The sequence below is a fragment of the Stappia sp. BW2 genome, assembly GCF_008107695.1.
Classification (GTDB): Bacteria; Pseudomonadota; Alphaproteobacteria; order Rhizobiales; family Stappiaceae; genus Roseibium.
Genome location: NZ_VIRG01000058.1, coordinates 46,131 through 66,406, shown reverse-complemented (window position 1 = coordinate 66,406; position 20,276 = coordinate 46,131). Strand labels below are relative to the sequence as shown.

Here is a 20,276-nt window from a genome sequence, read left to right as displayed (position 1 = left end):
GCGCCTTAATGGTCTGGAGAACAAACGAAACTTGCCGATTCTCGAGCGCAATGAAAATCGCTGAATGCGCTCCAGTTTGCAACGTTGCGAGCAACGTTGCGTGACACTCGAATGCCGGGCTCCGGCACTCGAAACGCCTCAGGGCACTCTATGGGAGGAATACAATGTCTTTGAAATCGCTGAAGCTGGGCCTTGCCGCCCTTGCAATGAGCACAAGCATGGCGTCCGCCGCCGATGTTGAAGTTCTGCACTGGTGGACGTCCGGCGGTGAAGCTGCCGCCCTCAACGTTCTGAAGCAGGATCTGGAAAGCCAGGGCATCGGCTGGAAGGATATGCCTGTCGCAGGTGGTGGCGGGACGCAGGCCATGACCGTGCTGCGCGCCCGCGTCACCTCTGGCAACCCGCCCACCGCCGTGCAGATGCTTGGCTTTGACATTACCGACTGGGCCAAGGAAGGCGCGCTTGCCGACCTGAACATCCTGGCCGGTATGGAAGGCTGGGACGAAGTGGTTCCGGAAGCCCTGCAGAAATTCTCCAAGTATGACGGCAAGTGGGTCGCCGCACCGGTGAACGTGCACTCCACGAACTGGGTCTGGGCCAACAAGGCCATCCTCGACGAGCTCGGCATCGAGCCTCCGCAGACCTGGGACGAATTCGTTGCCGCTCTGGAGAAGGTGAAAGCCTCCGGCAAGACGGCCATCGCTCATGGCGGTCAGGCCTGGCAGGATGCGACCATCTTCGACGCAGTCGTCATGGCCACCGGTGGACCCGAGTTCTACCAGAAGGCCTTCATCGATCTGGACGAGGAAGCACTTGGCTCCGACACCATGAAGGAATCTTTCGACCGCATGGCCGTGATCCGCTCCTACGTGGATGACAACTTCTCCGGCCGTGACTGGAACCTTGCGACCGCCATGGTCATCAACGGCGATGCGGCCTTCCAGATGATGGGCGACTGGGCGAAGGGTGAGTTCCTGAATGCCGGCAAGAAGCCGGATGAGGATTTCCTCTGCTTCCGCTTCCCGGGCACCCAGGACCAGGTAACCTTCAACGCCGACCAGTTTGCGATGTTCGCGCAGGGTCCGGAAGTCGGCAAGGAGCAGGCTGCACTTGCAACGGCGATCCTGTCGCCGAGCTTCCAGTCCGCGTTCAACGTCGTGAAGGGCTCCGTTCCGGCCCGGACGGACGTCTCGAACGAGGCCTTCGATGCTTGCGGCAAGAAGGGGATGGCGGATCTGAAAAAGGCTGCCGACAGCGGCAACCTCTATGGCTCCATGGCGCACGGCCACGCCAACCCGGCGGCCATCAAGAATGCCATGTACGACGTGATCACGGCACATTTCAACGGGGAATACGACAGCGAAACCGCTGTTGAGGAACTCGTGACCGCCGTACAGATCAACAAGTAACGGCCACGCGGAGAGCGGTGATTCTTCACCGCTCTCCCACCGGTTCGGCGGACCGACGCGCGGTTGCGAGCAACCGTTCCCGGGTCGGCCGGATCCCAAGTCTCAGAGCTGCCAGGCGCGTTCATTCGAACGCCGGCACCAGTGCTCCAGGTCGGGGAACTCAAGATGTCTCTCTCTGAAACGGCGAACCCGCGCGGTTCCGTTGTTGACAGACTGCGTGATGCTTTGCCCAAACTCGTGTTGAGCCCGACGATCGCCATCGTGGCAATCTTCGTCTACGGCTTCATCGCCTTCACGCTGTACCTGTCGTTCACGGACAGCCGCATTCTGCCCTCCTTCGGATGGGTCGGCTGGCACAACTACGAAAACCTCTTCAGGATCCGTGCCTGGGATACGGCCGTTTCGAATCTGGTGGTGTTCGGCGTTCTCTACATCACCATCTGCTGCGTCCTTGGGCTGCTGCTGGCGATATTGCTGGACCAGAAGATCCGCGCAGAAGGCTTCATCCGCACGATCTATCTCTATCCGATGGCGCTCAGCTTCATCGTGACCGGGATCGCCTGGAAATGGTTCCTTGACCCGGGCATCGGCATCGAAGCCGTGGTGCGCGGCTGGGGCTGGGAAACCTTCACCTTCAACTGGATCAAGGACCGGAACTTTGCGATCTACACCATCGTGATCGCTGCGGTCTGGCAGACGTCCGGCTTCGTCATGGCGATGTTCCTGGCGGGCCTGCGCGGCATCGACAGCGAGATGATGAAAGCCGCCCAGATCGACGGGGCGTCCACCTTCGCGCTTTACCGCCGGATCGTGATCCCGCAGCTGCGGCCTGCCTTCATGTCGGCCTTCGTGGTGCTCGCCCATATGGCGATCAAGTCCTATGACCTGGTCATCGCCCTGACGGGCGGCGGGCCGGGAACCGCAACCGAAGTGCCGGCAACCTTCATGTATTCCTACACCTTCACCCGAAACCAGATGGGCATCGGTGCGGCCTCCGCCGTGATCATGCTGATGACGATTGCCGCGATCATCGTGCCGTACCTCTGGTCCGAGCTCAGGGAGAAAAAGTGATGTCGACGATGTCCAGGTCTTCCTCCCTGCGTCCGGCCCGCGTGATCCTGTATCTGCTGCTCGCACTGTTCTGCATCTACTACCTGCTGCCGCTTTACGTGATGGTGGTCAACTCGCTGAAGCCGCTGTCCGAGATCACGTCGGGCGGTATGATGTCCCTGCCAAAGCAATGGACCATCGCTCCGTGGGAAAGCGCCTGGTCGACCGCACAGGTCGGCGTCGAGGCGACGGGTCTGAAGCCCTACTTCCTCAATTCCATCATCATGGTGGTTCCGGCGGTGGCCCTGTCGACGCTGGTTGGCGCGCTGAACGGCTACGTGCTGACCAAATGGACCTTCCGCGGGGCGACCATCCTGTTCGGCCTTCTGCTGTTCGGCTGTTTCATTCCGTTCCAGATGGTTCTGATCCCGATGGCCCGGATGCTGGGGCTGATGGGGCTCGCCGGCACGGTGCCGGGTCTGATCTTCGTGCACTTCGTCTACGGGATCGGCTTTTCGACGCTTTATTTCCGCAACTACTACGCGGCCTTCCCGACGGAGCTTGTGCGAGCGGCGCAGATCGACGGGGCCGGGTTCTTCCGGATCTTCTGGCGCATCCTGTTGCCGTCGTCCGGGCCGATTGCCGTGGTCTGCGTCATCTGGCAGTTCACCAACATCTGGAACGACTTCCTGTTCGGCGCGTCCTTCTCCGATTTCGACAGCCAGCCGATGACCGTTGCCCTCAACAACCTGGTGCAATCCTCCACCGGGGTGAAGGAATACAACGTGCATTTCGCCGGTGCGATCATGGCCGCGCTTCCAACCCTTCTCGTCTACATCGTCGCAGGCCGCTACTTCGTGCGCGGTCTGATGGCAGGCTCGGTAAAAGGATAAGACAATGGGCTTTCTCGACATCAAGCAGGCGACCAAGTCCTATGGATCCTTGCGGGTCCTGCATGAAACCGACATCTCCATCGAAGAGGGCGAGTTTCTCGTGCTCGTCGGCCCTTCCGGCTGCGGCAAGTCCACCCTGCTCAACATGATCGCGGGCCTGGAGGACATCACCTCCGGCGAGATCGCGATCAAGGGCAAGAGCATGAACGGCGTCAAGCCGGCGGACCGCAACATCGCCATGGTGTTCCAGTCCTACGCGCTTTACCCCAACATGACCGTTTCCGGGAACATTTCCTTCGGTATGGAAATGCACGGCATCGCCAAGCCGGAACGCGAAAAGCGCATCGGACAGGTGGCCGATCTCCTGCAGATCAGCCATCTGCTCGACCGCAAGCCAGGCCAGCTTTCCGGTGGTCAGCGGCAGCGTGTCGCCATGGGCCGGGCGCTGGTGCGCGAGCCGGATGTGTTCCTGTTCGATGAACCGCTGTCGAACCTGGATGCGAAGCTGCGTGTCGACATGCGCACGGAAATCAAGAAGCTGCACCAGAAGCTTGGCACCACAATCGTCTATGTGACCCATGACCAGATCGAGGCACTGACGCTGTCGACCCGGATCGCGGTCATGTTCGGTGGCTATGTCCAGCAGCTTGGTACGCCAAAGGAGATCTACGACAATCCGGCCAACATGTTCGTGGCCGGCTTCATGGGATCGCCTTCCATGAACCTGTTCCCGGCCAAGGTCGTCTCTGCGGACAGCAAGCCGGCCGCGGAAGTTACGCTGGCCGACGGCAAAAAGGCCGCCATTCCGTTCGCCTCCGACGCCCTGTCTTCCAGCATCGGCCGGGACATCATTCTCGGCATCCGACCGGAAGCCATCACGGACAGGGATGGTGCGGATCGCAATTCCAGGGCAGTTCACCTCGTTGAAGCGCCGGTGGAAGTCACCGAGCCGGCCGGCTCCGACACATTCGTCGTCAGCCAGATCGGCGGCAAGGATGTGACCGGCCGTTTCCGGGCTGATGTTGCGGTGAAGGCAGGGGACGTGTTCCCGTTTGCCTTCAACATGGAAAAGGCGGTCGCCTTCGACCCGAAGACCGAAAACCGGATCGCCTGACCCATGACCACTGTGCCCGACATCGTGATTATCGGCAGCGGCATGGGCGGTGCATCCCTTGCTGCCGGTCTTGCTCCGACCGGAGCCAGGATCACGATCCTGGAGCGGGGCTACCGGATACCGGACGATGCACCGGCCCGGGACCCCTGGCGCATCTATACCAACAGCGCTTTCCGGGCACCGGAAACCTGGCTCGACGGGCGAGGCAATCCGTTCGAGCCCGGCAACTATTACAATGTCGGCGGCAACTCGAAGCTCTACGGTGCGGTGCTGATCCGCTACCGGGAAGAGGACTTCGGGGTGCTGGAGCATTATGACGGCCTCTCACCGGCATGGCCGCTTTCCTATGACGAACTGTCGCCCTGGTACGATGCTGCGGAGCAGTTGTTCCAGGTCCGGGGCGATACGGCCTCCGACCCGACAGAACCGCCGCACGGCAAGCCTTATCCGTTTCCACCGGTCCCGGACGAAGACGCGATCCGCATTGCCAGACGGCGGCTGGAACAGGCTGGTGTCCGGCCGTTCAGTCTGCCGCTGGGGGTCGATATCGACCGATGGCTCGATGCCGGGCAGACCGGCTGGGACGGGTATCCTGATCTTCGATGCGGCAAGATGGATGCGGAAACCTGCGCACTGGAGGCCGCTCTTGCCCATGACAACGTGACCCTTGTCACCGGCGCGGACGTCACCGCGCTTAAGACAGGAGCCATGTTCGGCAAGATCGAGGAAGTTCACTACCGCAAGGACGGCGAAGATCACTGCCTGACACCGGGTGTCGTCGCCCTGTGCGCGGGCGCGGTCCAGTCCGCAGCGCTCTTGTTGCGGTCCGGTGTTGCCAATCTGTCGGATAATGTCGGCCGCTGTTTCATGAACCACAACGCGACGGCGATGATTGCCATCGATCCGCGCTTCCGCAACACCTCCGTCTATCAGAAGACCTTCGGCCTGAATGACTGGTATCTTGATGATGGCGAGGACGGCATGCCTCTGGGCAACGTCCAGCTTCTGGGCCGGGTGACCCCGGACATCCTGAAGATTCAGGTGCCACGGCTGCCGAAAGTCGCCGCCCGCTGGATCTCCGGCCACGCCCTCGATCTCTATCTGATTTCAGAAGATCTGCCCGATCCGGAAAGCCGGGTTGTCCTCAAGAACGGCAAGATCCAGCTGATCTGGCGGCGGTCCAACATGACGGCGCACAGGAAGCTGGTCCAAAAGACTCGCAAAACTCTGCGAGAGGCTGGTTTTCCGATGGTGCTGTCGCGATTGTTCGACGGCAGGGTACCGTCGCATCAGTGCGGCACTGTGCGCATGGGCGATGATCCCGAGACCTCCGTGCTCAATCCGGAGTGCCGGTCCTGGGACCATCCGAACCTTTTCGTGACGGATGCCGGTGCGCTGCCGACCTCGGCCGCTGTCAATCCGGCCCTCACTGTCGCGGCCCTGGCGCTGCGCGCCGCCGAAACCATCAAGAAGGATCTGGCGGCATGACGAGGATCGCACTTGTGACCGGCGGTCAGCGCGGCATCGGTCTCGGCATTTCACGGGCGCTCGCGGACGCGGGCTACAGAGTGGCCATTGCCGCGCAGGAAGCGGCGGAGGCTTCGGAGGTGGTTCACGCCCTGAACAGCCTCGGCGGCAAAGGCACCTATTTCCGGCACGATCTTCTGGACATTGACCATTGCACGGTCCTGCTCGACCGGGTGGAAGCGGATCTCGGACCGGTGACGGCTTTTGTCTCCAACGCGGGGGTTCCGGCCAGGATCCGGGGCGACATGCTGGATCTTGCGCCCGACAGTTTCGACTTCGTCATGGGCGTCAATCTGCGCGGAGCGTTCTTCCTGGCGCAGGAAGTGGCGAGACGCATGCTGAAGCAGCCGTCCGACAGCTATCGCTCGATGAGTTTCATCACTTCCGTCAGCGCGGAGATGGTGTCGATCGAACGGGCGGAATACTGCCTGTCGAAAGCAGGCGCCGCCATGATGGCAGAGCTTTTCGCTGTCCGGCTTGCACCGCATGGCATCGGGGTTTTCGAACTCCGGCCAGGCATTATCGAAACCGGCATGACGGCCGGTTTGAAAGACACATACACGGCCCGGATCGAAGATGGTCTGGTGCCTGCTGCCCGTTGGGGGCAGCCCGCCGATGTCGGCTCAATCATTGTGCCGATTGTCGAAGGCCACATGGCCTTTGCAACCGGCTCGACCTTCGCGGTGGACGGCGGTCTGTCGATCCCCCGGCTTTAGAGCGAGTTGTTCTGAGAGATTGCAGATGGAAACAGGCTACGACTTCATCATCATCGGTGGTGGCAGCGCCGGCTCGGTTGTTGCCGCACGTTTGACCGAGAACCCGGACGTTTCCGTGCTGCTGCTGGAGGCGGGCGGACGCGACTGGCATCCGTTTTATCACCTGCCTGCCGGCTTTGCGAAAATGACCAAGGGCATCGGGTCCTGGGGCTGGCACACGGTGCCGCAGAAGCACATGCAGGGCCGGGTGTTCCGCTATACCCAGGCCAAGGTGATCGGCGGCGGTTCGGCCATCAACGCGCAGATCTACACTCGCGGCAACGCACTTGATTACGACGAGTGGCGTCAGATGGGCTGCGAGGGCTGGGCTTATGAAGACGTTCTGCCCTATTACCGCAAGGCCGAGGACAACGACACCTACGACAACCGCTACCATGGCAAGGGCGGCCCGCTCGGAGTGTCGAGGCCCTGTGCCCCGCTGCCGATCTGCGAAGCCTATTTCGAAGCTGCTGCCGCGCTCGGCATTCCGAAGAACGAGGATGTGACCGGGGAAAAGCAGGACGGCGTTGCCTACTACCAGCTGACACAGCGCAATGCCCGCAGGTCTTCCGCCGCCATGGCGTATCTTGCACCCAACAAGGGCAGGCCCAATCTCCACATCAAGACCGGTGCGCAGGTGCGCCGCATTGTGGTTGAGACGGGCAGGGCGACAGGTGTCGAGCTGATCGACAGGACCCGCCTGACGGCCGGGACGGAAGTCATTCTGTCTTCCGGCTCCATCGGCTCGCCCAGGCTGCTGCAGCTTTCCGGCATCGGTCCGGCGGACGACCTCAGGAAGCTCGGTATCGATATCATCTATGATCAGCCGGAGGTCGGGTCCAATATGCAGGACCATCTGGACCTTTACTGCATTTGCGAGGTCAGTGGTCCACACACCTACGACCGCTATGCCAAGCCGCATCTGTCGGTGCTGGCGGGCCTGCAGTATCTGCTCACCCGGCGCGGGCCGGTGTCCTCCAGCCTCTTCGAGACGGGCGGGTTCTGGTACGCGAACCCGGACGCGCGCTCGCCGGACCTGCAGTTTCATCTCGGTCTCGGTACGGGGATTGAATCCGGTGTTGCCGCCATGCCCGATGGCGGCGTGACCCTCAATTCCTGTTATCTGCGCCCGCGCTCGCGCGGCAGCGTGCGCCTGAAGAGCTCCAATCCAGCCGATGCACCACTGATCGACCCGAATTACCTGCAGGACAGCCAGGACCGGGACATGTCGATCCGGGGCCTGAAACTGACGCAGGAAATTCTGGCGCAGGCCCCGCTGAAGCCTTTCATCAAGGCCGAGCACCTGCCGGGACCGGAAGTGAAGACGGACGAAGACTACTTCCGCTTCATCTGCGAACACTCAAAGACCTCCCACCATCCGGCAGGCACCTGCCGCATGGGGTCCGACGACAAGGCGGTGGTCGATCCACGCCTGAGGTTCAACGGCATCGAGGGGCTACGTGTGGTCGATGCCTCGATCATGCCGAGGGTCATTTCTTCCAATACCAATGCCGCGGCCATCATGATCGGTGAGAAAGCCTCCGACATGATCCGCGAAGACCACGGGGCGCTGTCATGATCCGTCATATCGTTCTCATCAAGTTTCAGCCGGACGTTACCGAAGAGCTGATCGAAAGCCTGTTTCAGGAGCTCAGAAGCATTCGCGACCAGGTGTCCGGCATCGGCGAGATCGTTTCGGGCCGCAGCGAGAGCCCGGAACAGATCGAACGCGGCTATATGCACGGTTTCACCGTCGATTTCGAAAGCTGGGATGCGCTGGAAGCCTACCAGACCCATCCGGACCACAAGGCGCTTGGCGCCAGGCTGGTCGCCAATGCCATCGGCGGGATCGACGGCATTCTCGTCCTCGACATTCCCGTTCCGGCCTGACCGGCCGCCAAGTTTTCCGGAGCGTATCATGCTGACCCTGCCCACTTACGAAAACCAGCTGGAACCTTACAGCCTCACCGGCGACGCCCTGACCCCGCGCGCACCGCGCGTGCCGCTGACCCGAACCGCTTTTGCCGCGGCGCATGTGGTGTCCGATCCTCTGCGCGAGCGCGATCCCTGGGTCGGGTCTCCGGCGGTCGATTGGGAAAACACGCTGAAATTCCGGCACTGGCTGTGGGACCAGGGCCTCGGACTGGCCGAGGCCATGGACACGGCACAGCGCGGCATGGGCGTTGACTGGGCAACGGCGAAGGAACTGATCGAACGCACCATGAAAGAGGCCAAGGCGCATCCGCTGAAGCCGCGCGTTGCGTGCGGTGCTGGCACGGATCAGGTGCCGCTTGAAAAGCTCAGGACCAACGACGACATCGTCGCGGCCTATTCCGTTCAGCTTGAGGCGATCGAGGCGGCAGGCGGGGAGGCGATCCTGATGGCCTCGCGGGCGCTTCCCGCCATCGGCGCGGGGCCGGACGATTATGCCGACGTTTATGGCCGGCTGATCACGCAGGCGCGGGAGCCGATTATCCTGCACTGGCTCGGCGATATGTTCGATCCCGCGCTCACCGGCTATTGGGGGTCGACGGATGTTGCTGCTGCGTCCGACGCTGTTCTTGCCATCATCGAAAACCATGCGGCCAAGGTCGACGGCATCAAGATCTCGCTGCTCGATCAGGCGCACGAAGAAGCCGTCCGGGCGCGTCTGCCGGACGGTGTGCGGCTTTATACCGGTGACGACTTCAACTATGCGGATCTGATCGCAGGTGACGGCAAACACTATTCGCATGCGCTGCTCGGTGCCTTCGCGGCGATTGCGCCGGTGGCGAGCCAGGCCCTGGAGGCGTTGGCGGAAGGTGATCTTGAAACCTATCACGCCCTCTTTGCACCCACCGTTCCGCTGAGCCGGGAAATCTTCAAGGCGCCGACCCGGTTCTACAAGGCCGGAATCGCCTTCCTTGCCTGGTTGAACGATGCCCAGAGCCACTTCATCATGCCGGCCGGTTTCCAGTCCTCGCGTGAAATTGCTCACTATGCGGAAGTCTTCCGGCTTGCAGATGAGGCTCGATTGTTGTCAAAGCCGGAGATCGCCGAGGAGCGCATGGGGCTGCTTCTGAAACTGCACGGGATCGGATAGACCTTTCATGAAAAAGCGACCGACAATTCTGGATGTTGCGAGACAGGCGGGGGTTTCGAAATCAACCGTTTCGCTGGTGCTTCAGAATTCGTCGCTGGTGAAACAGTCGACGCGGGACCAGGTAACCAGGGCCATCGATGAGCTGGGGTACGTCTATAACCGCTCCGCAGCGGGCCTGCGCGGGGCAGCCTCCGGTCTCATCGGCCTGATCATCAACGACCTGCGCAACCCGTTCTTCACCGAATTTGCCGCCAGTGCGCAGATGACTTTCGCCAGCAAGGGCTACTCCACCGTCATCGCCAACACGGACGAGGATCCGGAAATCCAGGCGCAGGTGATCGACAGCATGATCGAGCATGGCGTATCGGCCTTCGTCATCTCGCCGACCTATGGCGGTGACGAAAGCCCGTTCGAGCGGATCGAGCGGGCCGGCATCCCGACCATGCAGGTGCTGCGCCAGCTGGACGACCGCACGGATTTGTTTCCCTTCGCCTCGCATGACTATGCCTTTGGAGGCGAGGCTGCCACGCAGCACCTCATCGATACGGGATGTCGTAGGATCGCCTTTGCCGGCGGTCTTGCGGACCGGCCGATCACGCTGGAACGCATGTCCGGCTATCGAAGCGTGATGCAGGCGAACGGACTTGCGCCGACCATCTTTCACGGACGGCCGTCCAGACAGTCCGGCCGGGAAATCGCGTTGAAGATCCTGGAAGAACATGAGGGTCTGGAAGCCGCGATCTGTTTCAGCGATCTGGTTGCCCTCGGCATGCTCAGCGGTTTTGCCGAACTTGGCGTCAAGGTCGGCCAGGAATTCAGGATCATCGGCTTTGACGATATCGAGGAATGTTCGCTGGCCTATCCCAGGCTGAGCTCAGTCCGGTGCGACACCGCGTTGTTCGGCCGCAATGCTGCCGAAGCGATGTTGGCCTGGATTGTCGACGGCGTCAGGCCGCCGGACACGAAACATTATCCGGTTGAACTGATAAAACGGCAGTCAACACTGGGCTTCGATGAATGACCGGGTGTTCTCGCGAGGCCTCGTTGCCGGCATTGACGGGCGGCTTCGCTCCGACCCGTCAACTATCCTTGGCAATATCGAATTGCGTACAAGCCACACTGAAAGCTGACTGACATGAACGAGCTGGAGACGCGTCTTCAACAGGCGCAGGCCCTGATTTTCGATTGCGACGGAACGCTGGTGCAAACGCCGGCCCTTTATGCCGGCGCCTGGCAGGATGCTTTCAAGGCTGCCGGTCATCATATGGAGCCGGACTGGTACCATGCCCGCGCCGGCATGTCGGAACATGTGCTTCTGGATGACTATGACGCCGAGCATGGGGTTTCGGTGGATCGCGATCTGGCGGTTCGCGAAATGCGCTCGGCGGTGCTGGCCCGGATTGGCGACGTCAGCGAGATCGAAGTCATAAGCTCTATCGCGCGGAGGTTTCACGGCAAAATGCCGATGGCGGTCGCCTCGGGCGGGCCGAGGGAGGTGGTGCTGGCGTCGCTGAAGGAGACGGGGCTGCTGCCGTTGTTCGAAACGGTGGTCACTATCGATGATGTTGCCCACGCCAAACCGGCGCCCGATCTCTTCCTTGAGGCTGCTTCCCGGCTTGGTGTTGCGGCCAAGCAGTGCCTTGTGTTCGAAGACAGCCACCAGGGACTTGAGGCAGCGCATAACGCTGGGATGCCAGTCGTGGATGTGAACCTGCTGATCGGATAAAGCTGCAAGACGTGTTACGACCTGTGCTGCTCAGGTCAAAAAATGGGTCTGCTCTCGGCCTCTTGCCGTCCCGGATCTGCAGCGCGGTGGTCTGGACGATGCCGCCATCTTCCTCAGTCACCGAATCCCGGCAGTCCGTCGATATCCTCGATACCATTCCTGACTGCCGCTGCCTGACGTTCCGTGTGCCCATAGCCACTGTGAAAAACGACGGCGATGTCTATCTTTTCACGATCGTTCGCCGGGTTTGGCTTTCGAAGTCCGGTCAAGGCATTCCCTTCGTTCCTCATCATCTTCTCCTGCACACGCTTGCGGCTCGCGGGGAATGACAAGACAGCTGCAGTCGATGTGACATGCCGGAAGAGCATTTTTCAAAAGGGTGAGTTTTCCGCCTGAAAACGAGAAAACCCCGCCGAAGCGGGGTTTTCAGACATTCGAATGCGCTAGTGCGCTGAAGCTTACTTGATCGGCGCCAACACCATCACCATCTGGCGGCCTTCCAGCTTCGGCGAGGATTCGACCTTGGCGATTTCGTTGGTTTCCTCACGGACCTTGTTGAGCAGGTTCATGCCCAGATCCTGGTGGGCCATTTCGCGGCCCCGGAAACGGAGTGTGACCTTCACCTTGTCGCCTTCGTCAAAGAACCGCAACATGCTCTTCATCTTCACTTCGTAGTCGTGAGTGTCGATGTTCGGACGCATCTTGATCTCTTTGATCTCGACGGTCTTCTGTTTCTTGCGGGCTTCTGCTGCTTTCTTCTGAGCCTGGTACTTGTACCGGCCATAGTCCAGGATCTTGCAGACAGGCGGATTCGCATTCGGCTGGATTTCAACTAGATCCAACCCGGCATCCATGGCGATGCCCATCGCCTCTTCTGTCGGGATGACGCCACGGTTGGCGCCTTCATGATCGATCAACTGGACTTCGCGAACGCGAATTTCATGGTTTGTGCGCGGGCCTTCCTTCGTAGGAGGCGGGGCGCGGAACGGACGGCGAATGGTCGCAAACTCCTCTTTCGTTTCTACTTGGCGTTAGGTCTTGGCTACGATCCATACACAAAAAACCTCGGAACGCTGGTACCAAGGTGCTGATATGGTTATGGCCTAACACCATCTCTCAAAGTCCTGCGAAACCGGCAAAAAGTCAAGCGAAAACACCGTTTTCGACAGGCGGTCACATTTTCAGGGCCTCAAGCGCTGGCCAGCCGGTTCAGGGCCAGTCAGGTGCCTGCCGGTTTGCAAAGGTTGCAATCGCACCGGCAGATGGTCAAGTAAGCAGTCAGCTTGCCCATATCAAGGAAGGATACCGATTTGGACGGCGGGAAATTCATGTTGCAGCTTCTCAGAATCGCGTTCGGTTTTATCTTCGCGGTTCTGTCTTGCGGCTTGTTCCTGGCCTGGGGCTTTTTCCGGGCCGGGCATCCTGAAACCGATCCAATCGCGTTTGCGACCATGGTCGGCAGCGGTCTCGTCGGCGCAAGCGTTGTCGGTGCCACGGCCTTGGCACCAGCCGCCGTGGCAATTGCTGTGGCGGAGGCGGCAAGGCTGCGCAGTTTCCTGTTTCATGTTGGCGCAGCCGGCCTGATCGCGTTTGCTGTCTGGACACTTGGTGCCGAGACCCCGGACACTGCCTTCAGGCCCGGCAGCGCCGTTGCGCTTGCAGCCGGCTTCATCGCCGGTGGCATTTACTGGTTGATTGCCGGAAGGACGTCCGGCTGCTGGTTTGGAGGCAAGGGGGTGGAGCAAAGGGACAGGCCCAAGGGAGCCTGACCGGGCATGGAGCGATCAGGCCAAGCGCCTCCGCATCAAGAGCGCAGTCAGATTTCGCCGTCTCTCAAAGCTTCCTTCGCCGCTTCATAGTGTTCCGGCCGGATGTGGCTGCGGATCATCGCAATTGCGGCCAGAAGCACGGTGGCATCATCGCCAAAGCCGATGCCGATCAGAAAATCGGGGATCGTATCCAGAGGCAGCACAAAGTACGCCAGTGACGCCAACAGCGTCGCGCGCACCTTGCTGGGCGTCGTGTGATCGAGTGCGCAGAAATATCCGGCCACCACATCTTCCATGAAGGGCACCTGACGCGCAGCCTTTCGGGCTGTCGACATCAGCTTCTGCCGGATCGTTTTCTTCTGCTCTTCTTCCGGTCCGAGGATCTCGGGGTCGAAGCCAAGGTCTTCAAAGGTGGTGCTCATCGTGCCGCCTGTGATGGTTGTCCCTTTGGTAAAGATAGGCTTGGTGCCCGTGCTATTCAACTTTGAGCACACCTGCGCCGGAGATGCAGGTGTGCTCAAGGACATGTGATTTAGAGCGTTGCGGCGCTGTTTTCCTCCGCCTCTGCCGGGTCGTCCTGACCAAGGCGTTCCAGTGCACGGTCGATTTCTCGAAGGCCGGAGGTGTCGGGCGTATCGCCGCCCATCGGGCTTTCCGTTGCAGCTCGCTGAAGGGCCCGGGCATCTTCACGCATTTTCAGAAGTTCTTCGACCCGCTCGTTCTTGCTGCGCGAGTCGTCCTTCAGAATATGGGCAATAACTTCATTGGTCGTGTTGGTCATGATGGATACTCCTGGTGTAACAGGCAATCGGGGCGTTCGTATTGTGGATGTCCGCTGGCCGAAGGGGCCCGCGAAGTCATTTCTCACTTGCCCCACTGATGCGGGCATGAAGGTTCCACAAATGGTGCCTTACAGAAAAACGTACCCAGCAACCGCCAACGCGGCCACAGCACCTGCCGTTCCGATGGCCAGGACATAGCGCATCTCGCCAAGTTCAAGGCCCTGCTTGGCCTCGTTCTCTTTCAGTACGACCTTTTCGTCCTGTGCTTCTGCACGATCATTATAAGACATATCTTCCTCAATTGGTTCAAGGGGTTGGCAATCGCCGAAGGCGTCTTCGGCTCAGCGCTCTACTGGAAGGCTTTCCCGGTGCTTCGGCCTTGCGAAAGCACCTGGCGCCGCGTGTGTACTGCAGCCTGCGCGATGCGCTCACCTCGGATTTTCAAGTCCAAGAGCTGCAGGTCGCGCTCGCTATCCGGTCAGTAGGACATCAGGAAAATCAGAGCGAGCAGCGAAAAAATGACGCCGGTGAAACCGAAGCCAAGTGCCAGTTGTTTCCAACTGGAAGCCTCCCTGTCTCTGATCCGTTCACGCAGTATGGCAAGGTGCCTGTCCGCATCGTCATTAAAGCCGTGATAGATCATCGTCACTACCTCGCGATATTGCCATCTGGCAGCCTGCATTGCAGCCTGCATTGCTTCGTAAACGCACAAGGCGCCAGATCGTTCCCTGAGGGAACTTCAGATCGCGGCAACCGTTTGCCTCAGGGGCCACACCTCAAGTTGACCACCCAGACGTCCGTGCATCTCAAGGGAGACACCGTTCATATGAGTTTCGACAGTCTGCCGTTGTGGGTCTTGCTAGCGATTTTCGCGGGCGCGGGAGGCGTCATTCTGGTGAGCGGCATTCGCCTTACGGGGCAGGCCGACCGCATCGCCGACCGGACCGGCCTGGGCGAGGCGCTTGTCGGTGGTGTTCTGCTGGGAGCCGCGACTTCTCTTGCCGGCACCGTTGTGTCAGTGACGTCGGCTCTGGACGGCCGTGCGTCTTTGGCTTTTTCGAATGGTGTGGGCGGAATTGCTGCACAGACAGCCTTTCTGGCTATCGCCGATATCGTCTACCGGCGCGCGAACCTGGAGCATGTTGCCGCGGATGTTTCCAATCTTTTTCAATGCGCTCTTCTGGTGTTGTTGCTGGCAATACCGTTGGTTGCCTACACCACTCCGGAAATAACGTTCCTCGGCGTTCACCCGGCTTCCTATGCGTTGGTCATTGTCTACTTTGGCGGTCTGATGGCGCAACGGTGCGTGCACCAACAGCCCATGTGGCAGGCGGTGCATACGTCCGAGACGCACCCGGACAGCCCGGATGAGGCAGAACAGGATCTGCACGGCAACATGTGGCTGATTGCCGGTTTTTCGGGGTTGATGCTTGTTCTTGCTTCCATGGGTTGGGTGCTGGCCGAGGTGGCCGGTGAGCTGACGGATCGTTTCAACCTCAATGCGTCTCTGGTCGGAGCCTTGATGACCGCCGTCGTCACGTCGCTGCCTGAACTTGTGACGACGCTCGCAGCCGTGCATCGGGGTGCCTTGCAGCTCGCCATTGGCGGCATTGTGGGCGGCAACACCTTCGATACGCTGTTTCTCACCCTCTCGGATATCGCGTATCGCGACGGCTCGCTGTATCAGGCCGTCTCCTCGCAGGACTATTTCTGGCTGGCAATCGGGCTGGTGATGACCGCGATCCTTCTTCTGGGGTTGCTCGTGCGCCAGAAGTCCGGCCCAGGCGGGATCGGGTTTGAAAGTGTCAGCCTGCTCGGCATCTATGGCGGTGCAATCGCCCTGCAGGCACTGGGTTGATCCGTAGGCGGAAGCCGTTACAGCAAGACAGTCAACGCCCAGGCGACGGCCGCGACGGGCAGAAGCGCAATCAGGGCGAACAGCCCGTCCCGCGTCAGGAGCGAGACAGCAATCAGGCAGACCGCCGCGCCAAGAAGCGATGATGAAAACGGCACAAGCTCCAGAAGAGGCATCAGGGCGCCAAACATGAGGCAGGCGATCGGTAACAGGGCCCGCAACGGTTGCCGGAAAAGAAACCGGGCCCGCTTTCTGGAGTGGTCGTCCAGCCATCGGGCGGCAGGCCGCAGCTTGAGCATTGCCAGCCGAACCTTGTCGCCCTCAAGGCTCTGCCGGCCCAGCCAGGCCGGTAGCCAGATCCGGTCACGTTTCAGCAGCCACTGCGCCGCGATCAGGCAGATGGTCACTCCGCACAGACTTGAGAACAGGGGAATGCCGCTCAGCGGGGTCACGACTGCTGCCGCGGGCACGAGCAGCATCGCCGCGAATCCGGCATGCTGGAATGCGCCGACGACGCGATCCAGCGAGACTGGGCCCTCTCTCGTGATTTCTGCGACCCGGTCGATAATCGATGTCAGGGGCCGGTCCGTGTCCGGATCAGCGGTCATCGTCTTTCCTGTTCGGGTGGGTGCGATCTGTTCGGCAGCGATGTCGCTGCGGCCGACCGTTTGCCGCCCGGCCTGAGTTTGCCGGGCGGCGTGTCCGTAGTCAGCCGGGTTTGGGGCTATCCGCCAAAAACAAGCTTTTCGATGCGATCGACGGGATGGTTGGTCAGATCCTTGTCGATTTCCGCAACGATGCGGTCGCTGACTTCCTTGTGAAGGTGTTTGCGAACCTGCCCGAGAACCGAAGGTGCGGCAACCAGAACGATCTCGTCGAATTTGCCCTTGTGCGCGCGCTTGTAAAGCAGGTCGGCAAGGTCGGTGGCAAAATCGTCTTCCGCAAGTGCGTGCCAGTCAGCTTCCTGTACGGCGCTGCGATGCCCCTGGGGGCCGTCGCTCATGCGCCCGGGGCGGTCTGACGTCTGTTCGCGATTGGGCGGGTTGTCCTGCGTTTCCTTCCGGAACACCGTAAGGTTGGGATGCTGCGCCGTGCCAGCATTGGTCAGGAAAAGTGCCTTGGAGCCGTCGGCGACGACCACCCAGCCATCATGTTTCAGTCGGATCGAATCCTTCATGTCGCACTCCTGCAGTTTTGGGTTCGTTATCTGAAAACGCCGAACTGCCGGAAGCGTTCCTGCGAATGCCTGTGACAATTTGGACGCGTGATAAGACGACCTGCGCGGGAAAGGCGGAACGGGGCTTACGGTGACTGCTGTTACGCCCTATTTGAAAAAGGTCATACGGACCAATCACGCAATCCGTTCTTGAAAGGAAAAAACCATGAAGAAACTTGCAATCGGGTTTGCAGCTGCCGCCGTGTTCGGCCTCGCCAGTGTTGCTGCCCAGGCTGGGGAAACCCCGGCGCCGGACGGCGTGAAGCTCTATTTCATCAATATGAAAGACGGCGATACCGTCAAAAATCCGGTCAACATCAAGTTCGGCCTTGCCGGCATGGGTGTCGCACCGGCTGGTACGGAAAAGGAAAACACCGGTCATCATCATCTGATCATCGATGACAGCCTTGAGGGTGAGGAGCTCAACGAACCTATTCCGGCCGATGACAACCACAGGCATTTTGGCGGCGGGCAGACGGAAACCACCATCGAGCTTCCGGCAGGCACGCACACGTTGCAACTTGTTCTGGGCGACTGGTCGCACATTCCGCACAACCCGCCGGTGATGTCCGAAAAGATCACTGTTACCGTCGAATAGGGGCTGTCAAAGCCGGTAGCTTTCCGGAACGAACACCTTGTTGCGGCGTTGCTCTCTCATGCTGACTGACCCGCAACAAGGAACGACCATGGTAGACCGGCTTGTCGCTGAGATGGACCTCGGGTTCGGAGCGGTGCCTCTGGACGTGCTTGTTCTGCGAATGATTGCGGCCATTGTTCTGGGCGGTGTCATCGGGTTCGAGCGCGAAGAGCGCGGCAAGGATGCCGGGCTCAGGACCCACATGCTGATCGCGTTTGCTTCGTGCCTGTTTCTCCTGATCAGTCAGGAACTTGCCGATCTTCCCTTCTCCGGGGCGAGCAACGTCAACGTGGATCCGCTCCGTCTGGTCGAAGCGGTTACCGCTGGCGTCGCCTTTCTCTCTGCCGGTCTGATCTTTTCCCGCAACGGTTCAGTGAAGAATGTCACCACCGGTGCATCCATGTGGCTTGCCGGCGCGATCGGTACGGCCTGTGGTGTCGGTCAGATCGGCCTGGCAGGCCTTGCAACACTCATGGTGGTGATTGTCCTGGCGGTCATCGGCCGTGTGCAAGGCTTACTCGGTCCTCAGGTCCGGGGCAGTGCCCCGGACAAGGGATCAGACAGGGATCGCGATGCGCAGGCTGAAACGCCTGCAGGCGAGCGTGCGGCGCGCTGAATATCAGGCGTTGCCGCGCGTCTCCAGCAAGCGGCGGGCTATGACCTGCGCCTGAATTTCCGCAGCGCCCTCGAAAATGTTCAGGATGCGGGCATCGCACAGGACACGGGAAATCGCATATTCCAGCGCAAAGCCGTTGCCGCCATGGATCTGCAGCGCATTGTCAGCTGCCGCCCAGGCAACGCGGGCTCCGAGCAGCTTTGCCATTCCAGCTTCCAGATCGCAGCGCTTGCCGGAATCCTTCTGCCAGGACGAGAAATAGGTGAGCTGTCGTGCAATCATCAGTTCGGCCGTCATCATGGCCAGTTTGTCAGCGACACGCGGGAAATTGACCAGTTCCTTGCCGAACTGCACACGTTCTTCCGCATATTTCAGCCCGAGGTCCAGAGCACACTGGGCGACGCCCAACGCCCGGGCGGCAGTCTGGATGCGGGCGCCCTCGAAGGTCTGCATAAGCTGTTTGAAGCCTTCGCCCTCGACCTGCCCAAGCAGGTTTTCGCCCTTCACCTCAAAGCCGTCGAAAGCAATTTCGTATTCCTTCATGCCCCGGTAGCCGAGCACCTCGATCTCGCCGCCACTCATGCCTTCCGCGGGGAAAGGCTCCTCGTCAGTGCCGCGCGGCTTTTCCGCGATGAACATCGACAGGCCCTTGTATCCGGGCTCTTCCGGGTTCGTGCGCGCCAGCAGGGTCATGATATCGGCGCGGACCGGATGGGTGATCCAGGTCTTGTTGCCCGATACCTTCCAGACGTCTCCATCCTTCACGGCGCGGGTCTTCAGGGAGGCCAGGTCGGAGCCGGTGTTGGGTTCGGTGAAGACGGCTGTCGGCAGGATCTCGCCGGAGGCGATTTTCGGCAGCCAATGCTGTTTCTGCTCTTCGGTGCCTCCGCACAGGATAAGTTCCGCCGCGATTTCCGACCGTGTGCCGAGTGACCCGACACCGATGTAGGCGCGGGAAAGTTCTTCGGAGACGACGCACATCGCCTCCTTGCCAAGCCCGAGCCCGCCGTATTCTTCGGGAATGGTGAGACCGAACACGCCGAGTTCGGACATCTGCTCGATGATCTCTAGCGGGATGTAGTCGTTCTTCAGGTGCCAATCATGGGCGTTGGGGACGACGTTGTCCTCCGCGAAGCGCCGCATTTCGTTGCGGATCTGCTCCATGGTCTCGTCGAGACCGGGGTCGCCGAAGGTGGAATGACCGGCCTGGTCGCGGATCAGGCGCGTGATTTCGCTGCGGATCTCCGGCCGGCTTCCGCTTTCGATCAGGGACAGGATCTCCGCTGTCTGGAAATCCAGCGCTTCTTCGCTCGAAACGCCCAGATCCGGCAGGCGCACGATTTCGCCCTGGTTCATGGGAATGCCACCGAAGATCTGAGCCAGGAATTCCGCAAAACCCAGCTGGACGATGTGGTCTTCAAGAGTGCCGTAGCGGCCCTCGGAACTCAGCCGTTTCGCATAGGCATCCAGTTGGCGCAGGGATTCCACATAGGTTGCGAACCAGGCCAGGCCGTGCGTTGCCCGTTGTTCTTCTTCCATCCGCCGGGAGGAGATGCGGCCGTCCTTGCTCACGCGGGCGCGCACCCGCTGCGCTGCAAGATTGAGCAGATGGTCAAGCGTAGCGACAGCGGCTTCCGTACGCTCGCTCAGGCTTGCGGGTGTGTCTGCGGCTGGCATGGCTGCGGTTGGCATGGCGGTCTCCGTTTTCATTTGTTGCGCAGCAGCGCTTCTTGTTGAAGCTATGTTGCGTTGCACACCCTCATTTGTCGAGCCTGAATTTATAGACCTTTTGGAGGATGCGGTTTTCGCCACCCAGACTTGACGAATTGCGCCGGCGCGGGCCAC

Annotated in this window: 24 protein-coding genes; 15 read left to right on the top strand and 9 right to left on the bottom strand. The window is 60.5% G+C overall.

Features of this window, described 5'->3' with window-relative positions:
- The first annotated feature begins 164 nt into the window (after window positions 1-164).
- The 11 genes from FMN63_RS08475 (at window position 165) to FMN63_RS08425 (ending at window position 11,556) form a co-directional block, all read left to right on the top strand.
- Window positions 165-1,409: an ABC transporter substrate-binding protein gene (locus FMN63_RS08475; protein ID WP_148583532.1), complete on the top strand. Its 1,245-nt coding sequence runs from the start codon at window positions 165-167 to the stop codon at window positions 1,407-1,409.
- A gap of 165 nt (window positions 1,410-1,574) precedes the next feature.
- The gene (locus tag FMN63_RS08470) at window positions 1,575-2,480 is read left to right on the top strand and encodes a carbohydrate ABC transporter permease (protein WP_148583531.1); all 906 of its coding nucleotides are present in this window, start codon (window positions 1,575-1,577) and stop codon (window positions 2,478-2,480) included.
- Window positions 2,481-2,488: 8 nt separating this feature from the next.
- On the top strand, window positions 2,489-3,352 hold the full coding sequence (locus FMN63_RS08465) for an ABC transporter permease subunit (protein ID WP_498927068.1): 864 nt from the start codon (window positions 2,489-2,491) through the stop codon (window positions 3,350-3,352).
- Between the two features lie 4 nt (window positions 3,353-3,356).
- Window positions 3,357-4,466 (top strand): ABC transporter ATP-binding protein, encoded by a 1,110-nt coding sequence (locus tag FMN63_RS08460; RefSeq protein ID WP_148583529.1) that lies wholly within the window; start codon window positions 3,357-3,359, stop codon window positions 4,464-4,466.
- 3 nt (window positions 4,467-4,469) lie between these two features.
- Window positions 4,470-5,954: a GMC oxidoreductase gene (locus FMN63_RS08455; RefSeq protein WP_148583528.1), complete on the top strand. Its 1,485-nt coding sequence runs from the start codon at window positions 4,470-4,472 to the stop codon at window positions 5,952-5,954.
- Entirely contained in the window at window positions 5,951-6,709 is a 759-nt protein-coding gene (locus FMN63_RS08450; protein WP_148583527.1) for a 3-ketoacyl-ACP reductase, read from the top strand. The genes FMN63_RS08455 and FMN63_RS08450 overlap by 4 nt, the downstream gene beginning before the upstream one ends.
- 25 nt (window positions 6,710-6,734) lie before the next feature.
- Window positions 6,735-8,327, top strand: a complete 1,593-nt coding sequence (locus FMN63_RS08445; RefSeq protein WP_148583526.1) for a GMC family oxidoreductase — start codon at window positions 6,735-6,737, stop codon at window positions 8,325-8,327.
- Window positions 8,324-8,638: a Dabb family protein gene (locus FMN63_RS08440; RefSeq protein ID WP_148583525.1), complete on the top strand. Its 315-nt coding sequence runs from the start codon at window positions 8,324-8,326 to the stop codon at window positions 8,636-8,638. The genes FMN63_RS08445 and FMN63_RS08440 overlap by 4 nt, the downstream gene beginning before the upstream one ends.
- 28 nt (window positions 8,639-8,666) lie before the next feature.
- Window positions 8,667-9,830, top strand: coding sequence for a dihydrodipicolinate synthase family protein (locus tag FMN63_RS08435; RefSeq protein ID WP_148583524.1), 1,164 nt, complete (start codon window positions 8,667-8,669; stop codon window positions 9,828-9,830).
- A 7-nt stretch (window positions 9,831-9,837) separates the two neighbouring features.
- Window positions 9,838-10,851 carry a LacI family DNA-binding transcriptional regulator gene (locus FMN63_RS08430; protein ID WP_148583523.1) on the top strand — a complete coding sequence of 338 codons (1,014 nt, stop codon included), beginning with the start codon at window positions 9,838-9,840 and terminating at the stop codon, window positions 10,849-10,851.
- Window positions 10,852-10,965: 114 nt separating this feature from the next.
- Window positions 10,966-11,556 (top strand): HAD family hydrolase, encoded by a 591-nt coding sequence (locus FMN63_RS08425; RefSeq protein WP_148583522.1) that lies wholly within the window; start codon window positions 10,966-10,968, stop codon window positions 11,554-11,556.
- A gap of 113 nt (window positions 11,557-11,669) precedes the next feature.
- Here the strand turns inward: FMN63_RS08425 and FMN63_RS29635 are convergent, their stop codons facing one another.
- Together FMN63_RS29635 and infC are read right to left on the bottom strand one after the other, a co-directional pair.
- Window positions 11,670-11,846, bottom strand: coding sequence for a hypothetical protein (locus FMN63_RS29635; RefSeq protein ID WP_205513926.1), 177 nt, complete (start codon window positions 11,844-11,846; stop codon window positions 11,670-11,672).
- Window positions 11,847-12,014: 168 nt separating this feature from the next.
- Entirely contained in the window at window positions 12,015-12,554 is a 540-nt protein-coding gene (gene infC / locus FMN63_RS08415; RefSeq protein WP_148583521.1) for a translation initiation factor IF-3, read from the bottom strand.
- Between the two features lie 330 nt (window positions 12,555-12,884).
- Between infC and FMN63_RS08410 the strand changes: the two genes are divergently transcribed.
- Window positions 12,885-13,325 carry a translation initiation factor IF-3 gene (locus tag FMN63_RS08410; RefSeq protein WP_148583520.1) on the top strand — a complete coding sequence of 147 codons (441 nt, stop codon included), beginning with the start codon at window positions 12,885-12,887 and terminating at the stop codon, window positions 13,323-13,325.
- Between the two features lie 47 nt (window positions 13,326-13,372).
- On the opposite strand, the gene FMN63_RS08405 is transcribed toward FMN63_RS08410, so the two are convergent.
- The 4 genes from FMN63_RS08405 to FMN63_RS08395 form a co-directional block, all read right to left on the bottom strand.
- Entirely contained in the window at window positions 13,373-13,747 is a 375-nt protein-coding gene (locus tag FMN63_RS08405; protein WP_148583519.1) for a YkvA family protein, read from the bottom strand.
- 110 nt (window positions 13,748-13,857) lie between these two features.
- The gene (locus tag FMN63_RS08400; protein WP_148583518.1) at window positions 13,858-14,106 is read right to left on the bottom strand and encodes a hypothetical protein; all 249 of its coding nucleotides are present in this window, start codon (window positions 14,104-14,106) and stop codon (window positions 13,858-13,860) included.
- 129 nt (window positions 14,107-14,235) lie between these two features.
- Window positions 14,236-14,397, bottom strand: coding sequence for a hypothetical protein (locus FMN63_RS29380; RefSeq protein WP_153297096.1), 162 nt, complete (start codon window positions 14,395-14,397; stop codon window positions 14,236-14,238).
- Window positions 14,398-14,585: 188 nt separating this feature from the next.
- Window positions 14,586-14,789, bottom strand: coding sequence for a hypothetical protein (locus FMN63_RS08395; protein ID WP_148583517.1), 204 nt, complete (start codon window positions 14,787-14,789; stop codon window positions 14,586-14,588).
- A gap of 144 nt (window positions 14,790-14,933) precedes the next feature.
- Between FMN63_RS08395 and FMN63_RS08390 the strand changes: the two genes are divergently transcribed.
- Complete coding sequence (locus tag FMN63_RS08390; protein ID WP_148583516.1) at window positions 14,934-15,965, top strand: sodium:calcium antiporter; 1,032 nt, start codon at window positions 14,934-14,936, stop codon at window positions 15,963-15,965.
- Between the two features lie 17 nt (window positions 15,966-15,982).
- Here FMN63_RS08390 and FMN63_RS08385 read toward each other — a convergent pair whose 3' ends face one another.
- Window positions 15,983-16,570, bottom strand: a complete 588-nt coding sequence (locus FMN63_RS08385; RefSeq protein WP_148583515.1) for an exopolysaccharide biosynthesis protein — start codon at window positions 16,568-16,570, stop codon at window positions 15,983-15,985.
- A gap of 116 nt (window positions 16,571-16,686) precedes the next feature.
- Window positions 16,687-17,139, bottom strand: coding sequence for a host attachment family protein (locus tag FMN63_RS08380; protein ID WP_148583514.1), 453 nt, complete (start codon window positions 17,137-17,139; stop codon window positions 16,687-16,689).
- Between the two features lie 205 nt (window positions 17,140-17,344).
- Here FMN63_RS08380 and FMN63_RS08375 point away from each other — a divergent pair, with 205 nt between their 5' ends.
- Both FMN63_RS08375 and FMN63_RS08370 read left to right on the top strand, forming a co-directional pair.
- The gene (locus FMN63_RS08375; RefSeq protein ID WP_148583513.1) at window positions 17,345-17,776 is read left to right on the top strand and encodes a DUF4399 domain-containing protein; all 432 of its coding nucleotides are present in this window, start codon (window positions 17,345-17,347) and stop codon (window positions 17,774-17,776) included.
- 88 nt (window positions 17,777-17,864) lie between these two features.
- Window positions 17,865-18,431, top strand: coding sequence for an MgtC/SapB family protein (locus FMN63_RS08370; RefSeq protein WP_209001018.1), 567 nt, complete (start codon window positions 17,865-17,867; stop codon window positions 18,429-18,431).
- A 3-nt stretch (window positions 18,432-18,434) separates the two neighbouring features.
- On the opposite strand, the gene FMN63_RS08365 is transcribed toward FMN63_RS08370, so the two are convergent.
- The gene (locus FMN63_RS08365; RefSeq protein ID WP_502706267.1) at window positions 18,435-20,123 is read right to left on the bottom strand and encodes an acyl-CoA dehydrogenase family protein; all 1,689 of its coding nucleotides are present in this window, start codon (window positions 20,121-20,123) and stop codon (window positions 18,435-18,437) included.
- Window positions 20,124-20,276 lie beyond the last annotated feature (153 nt).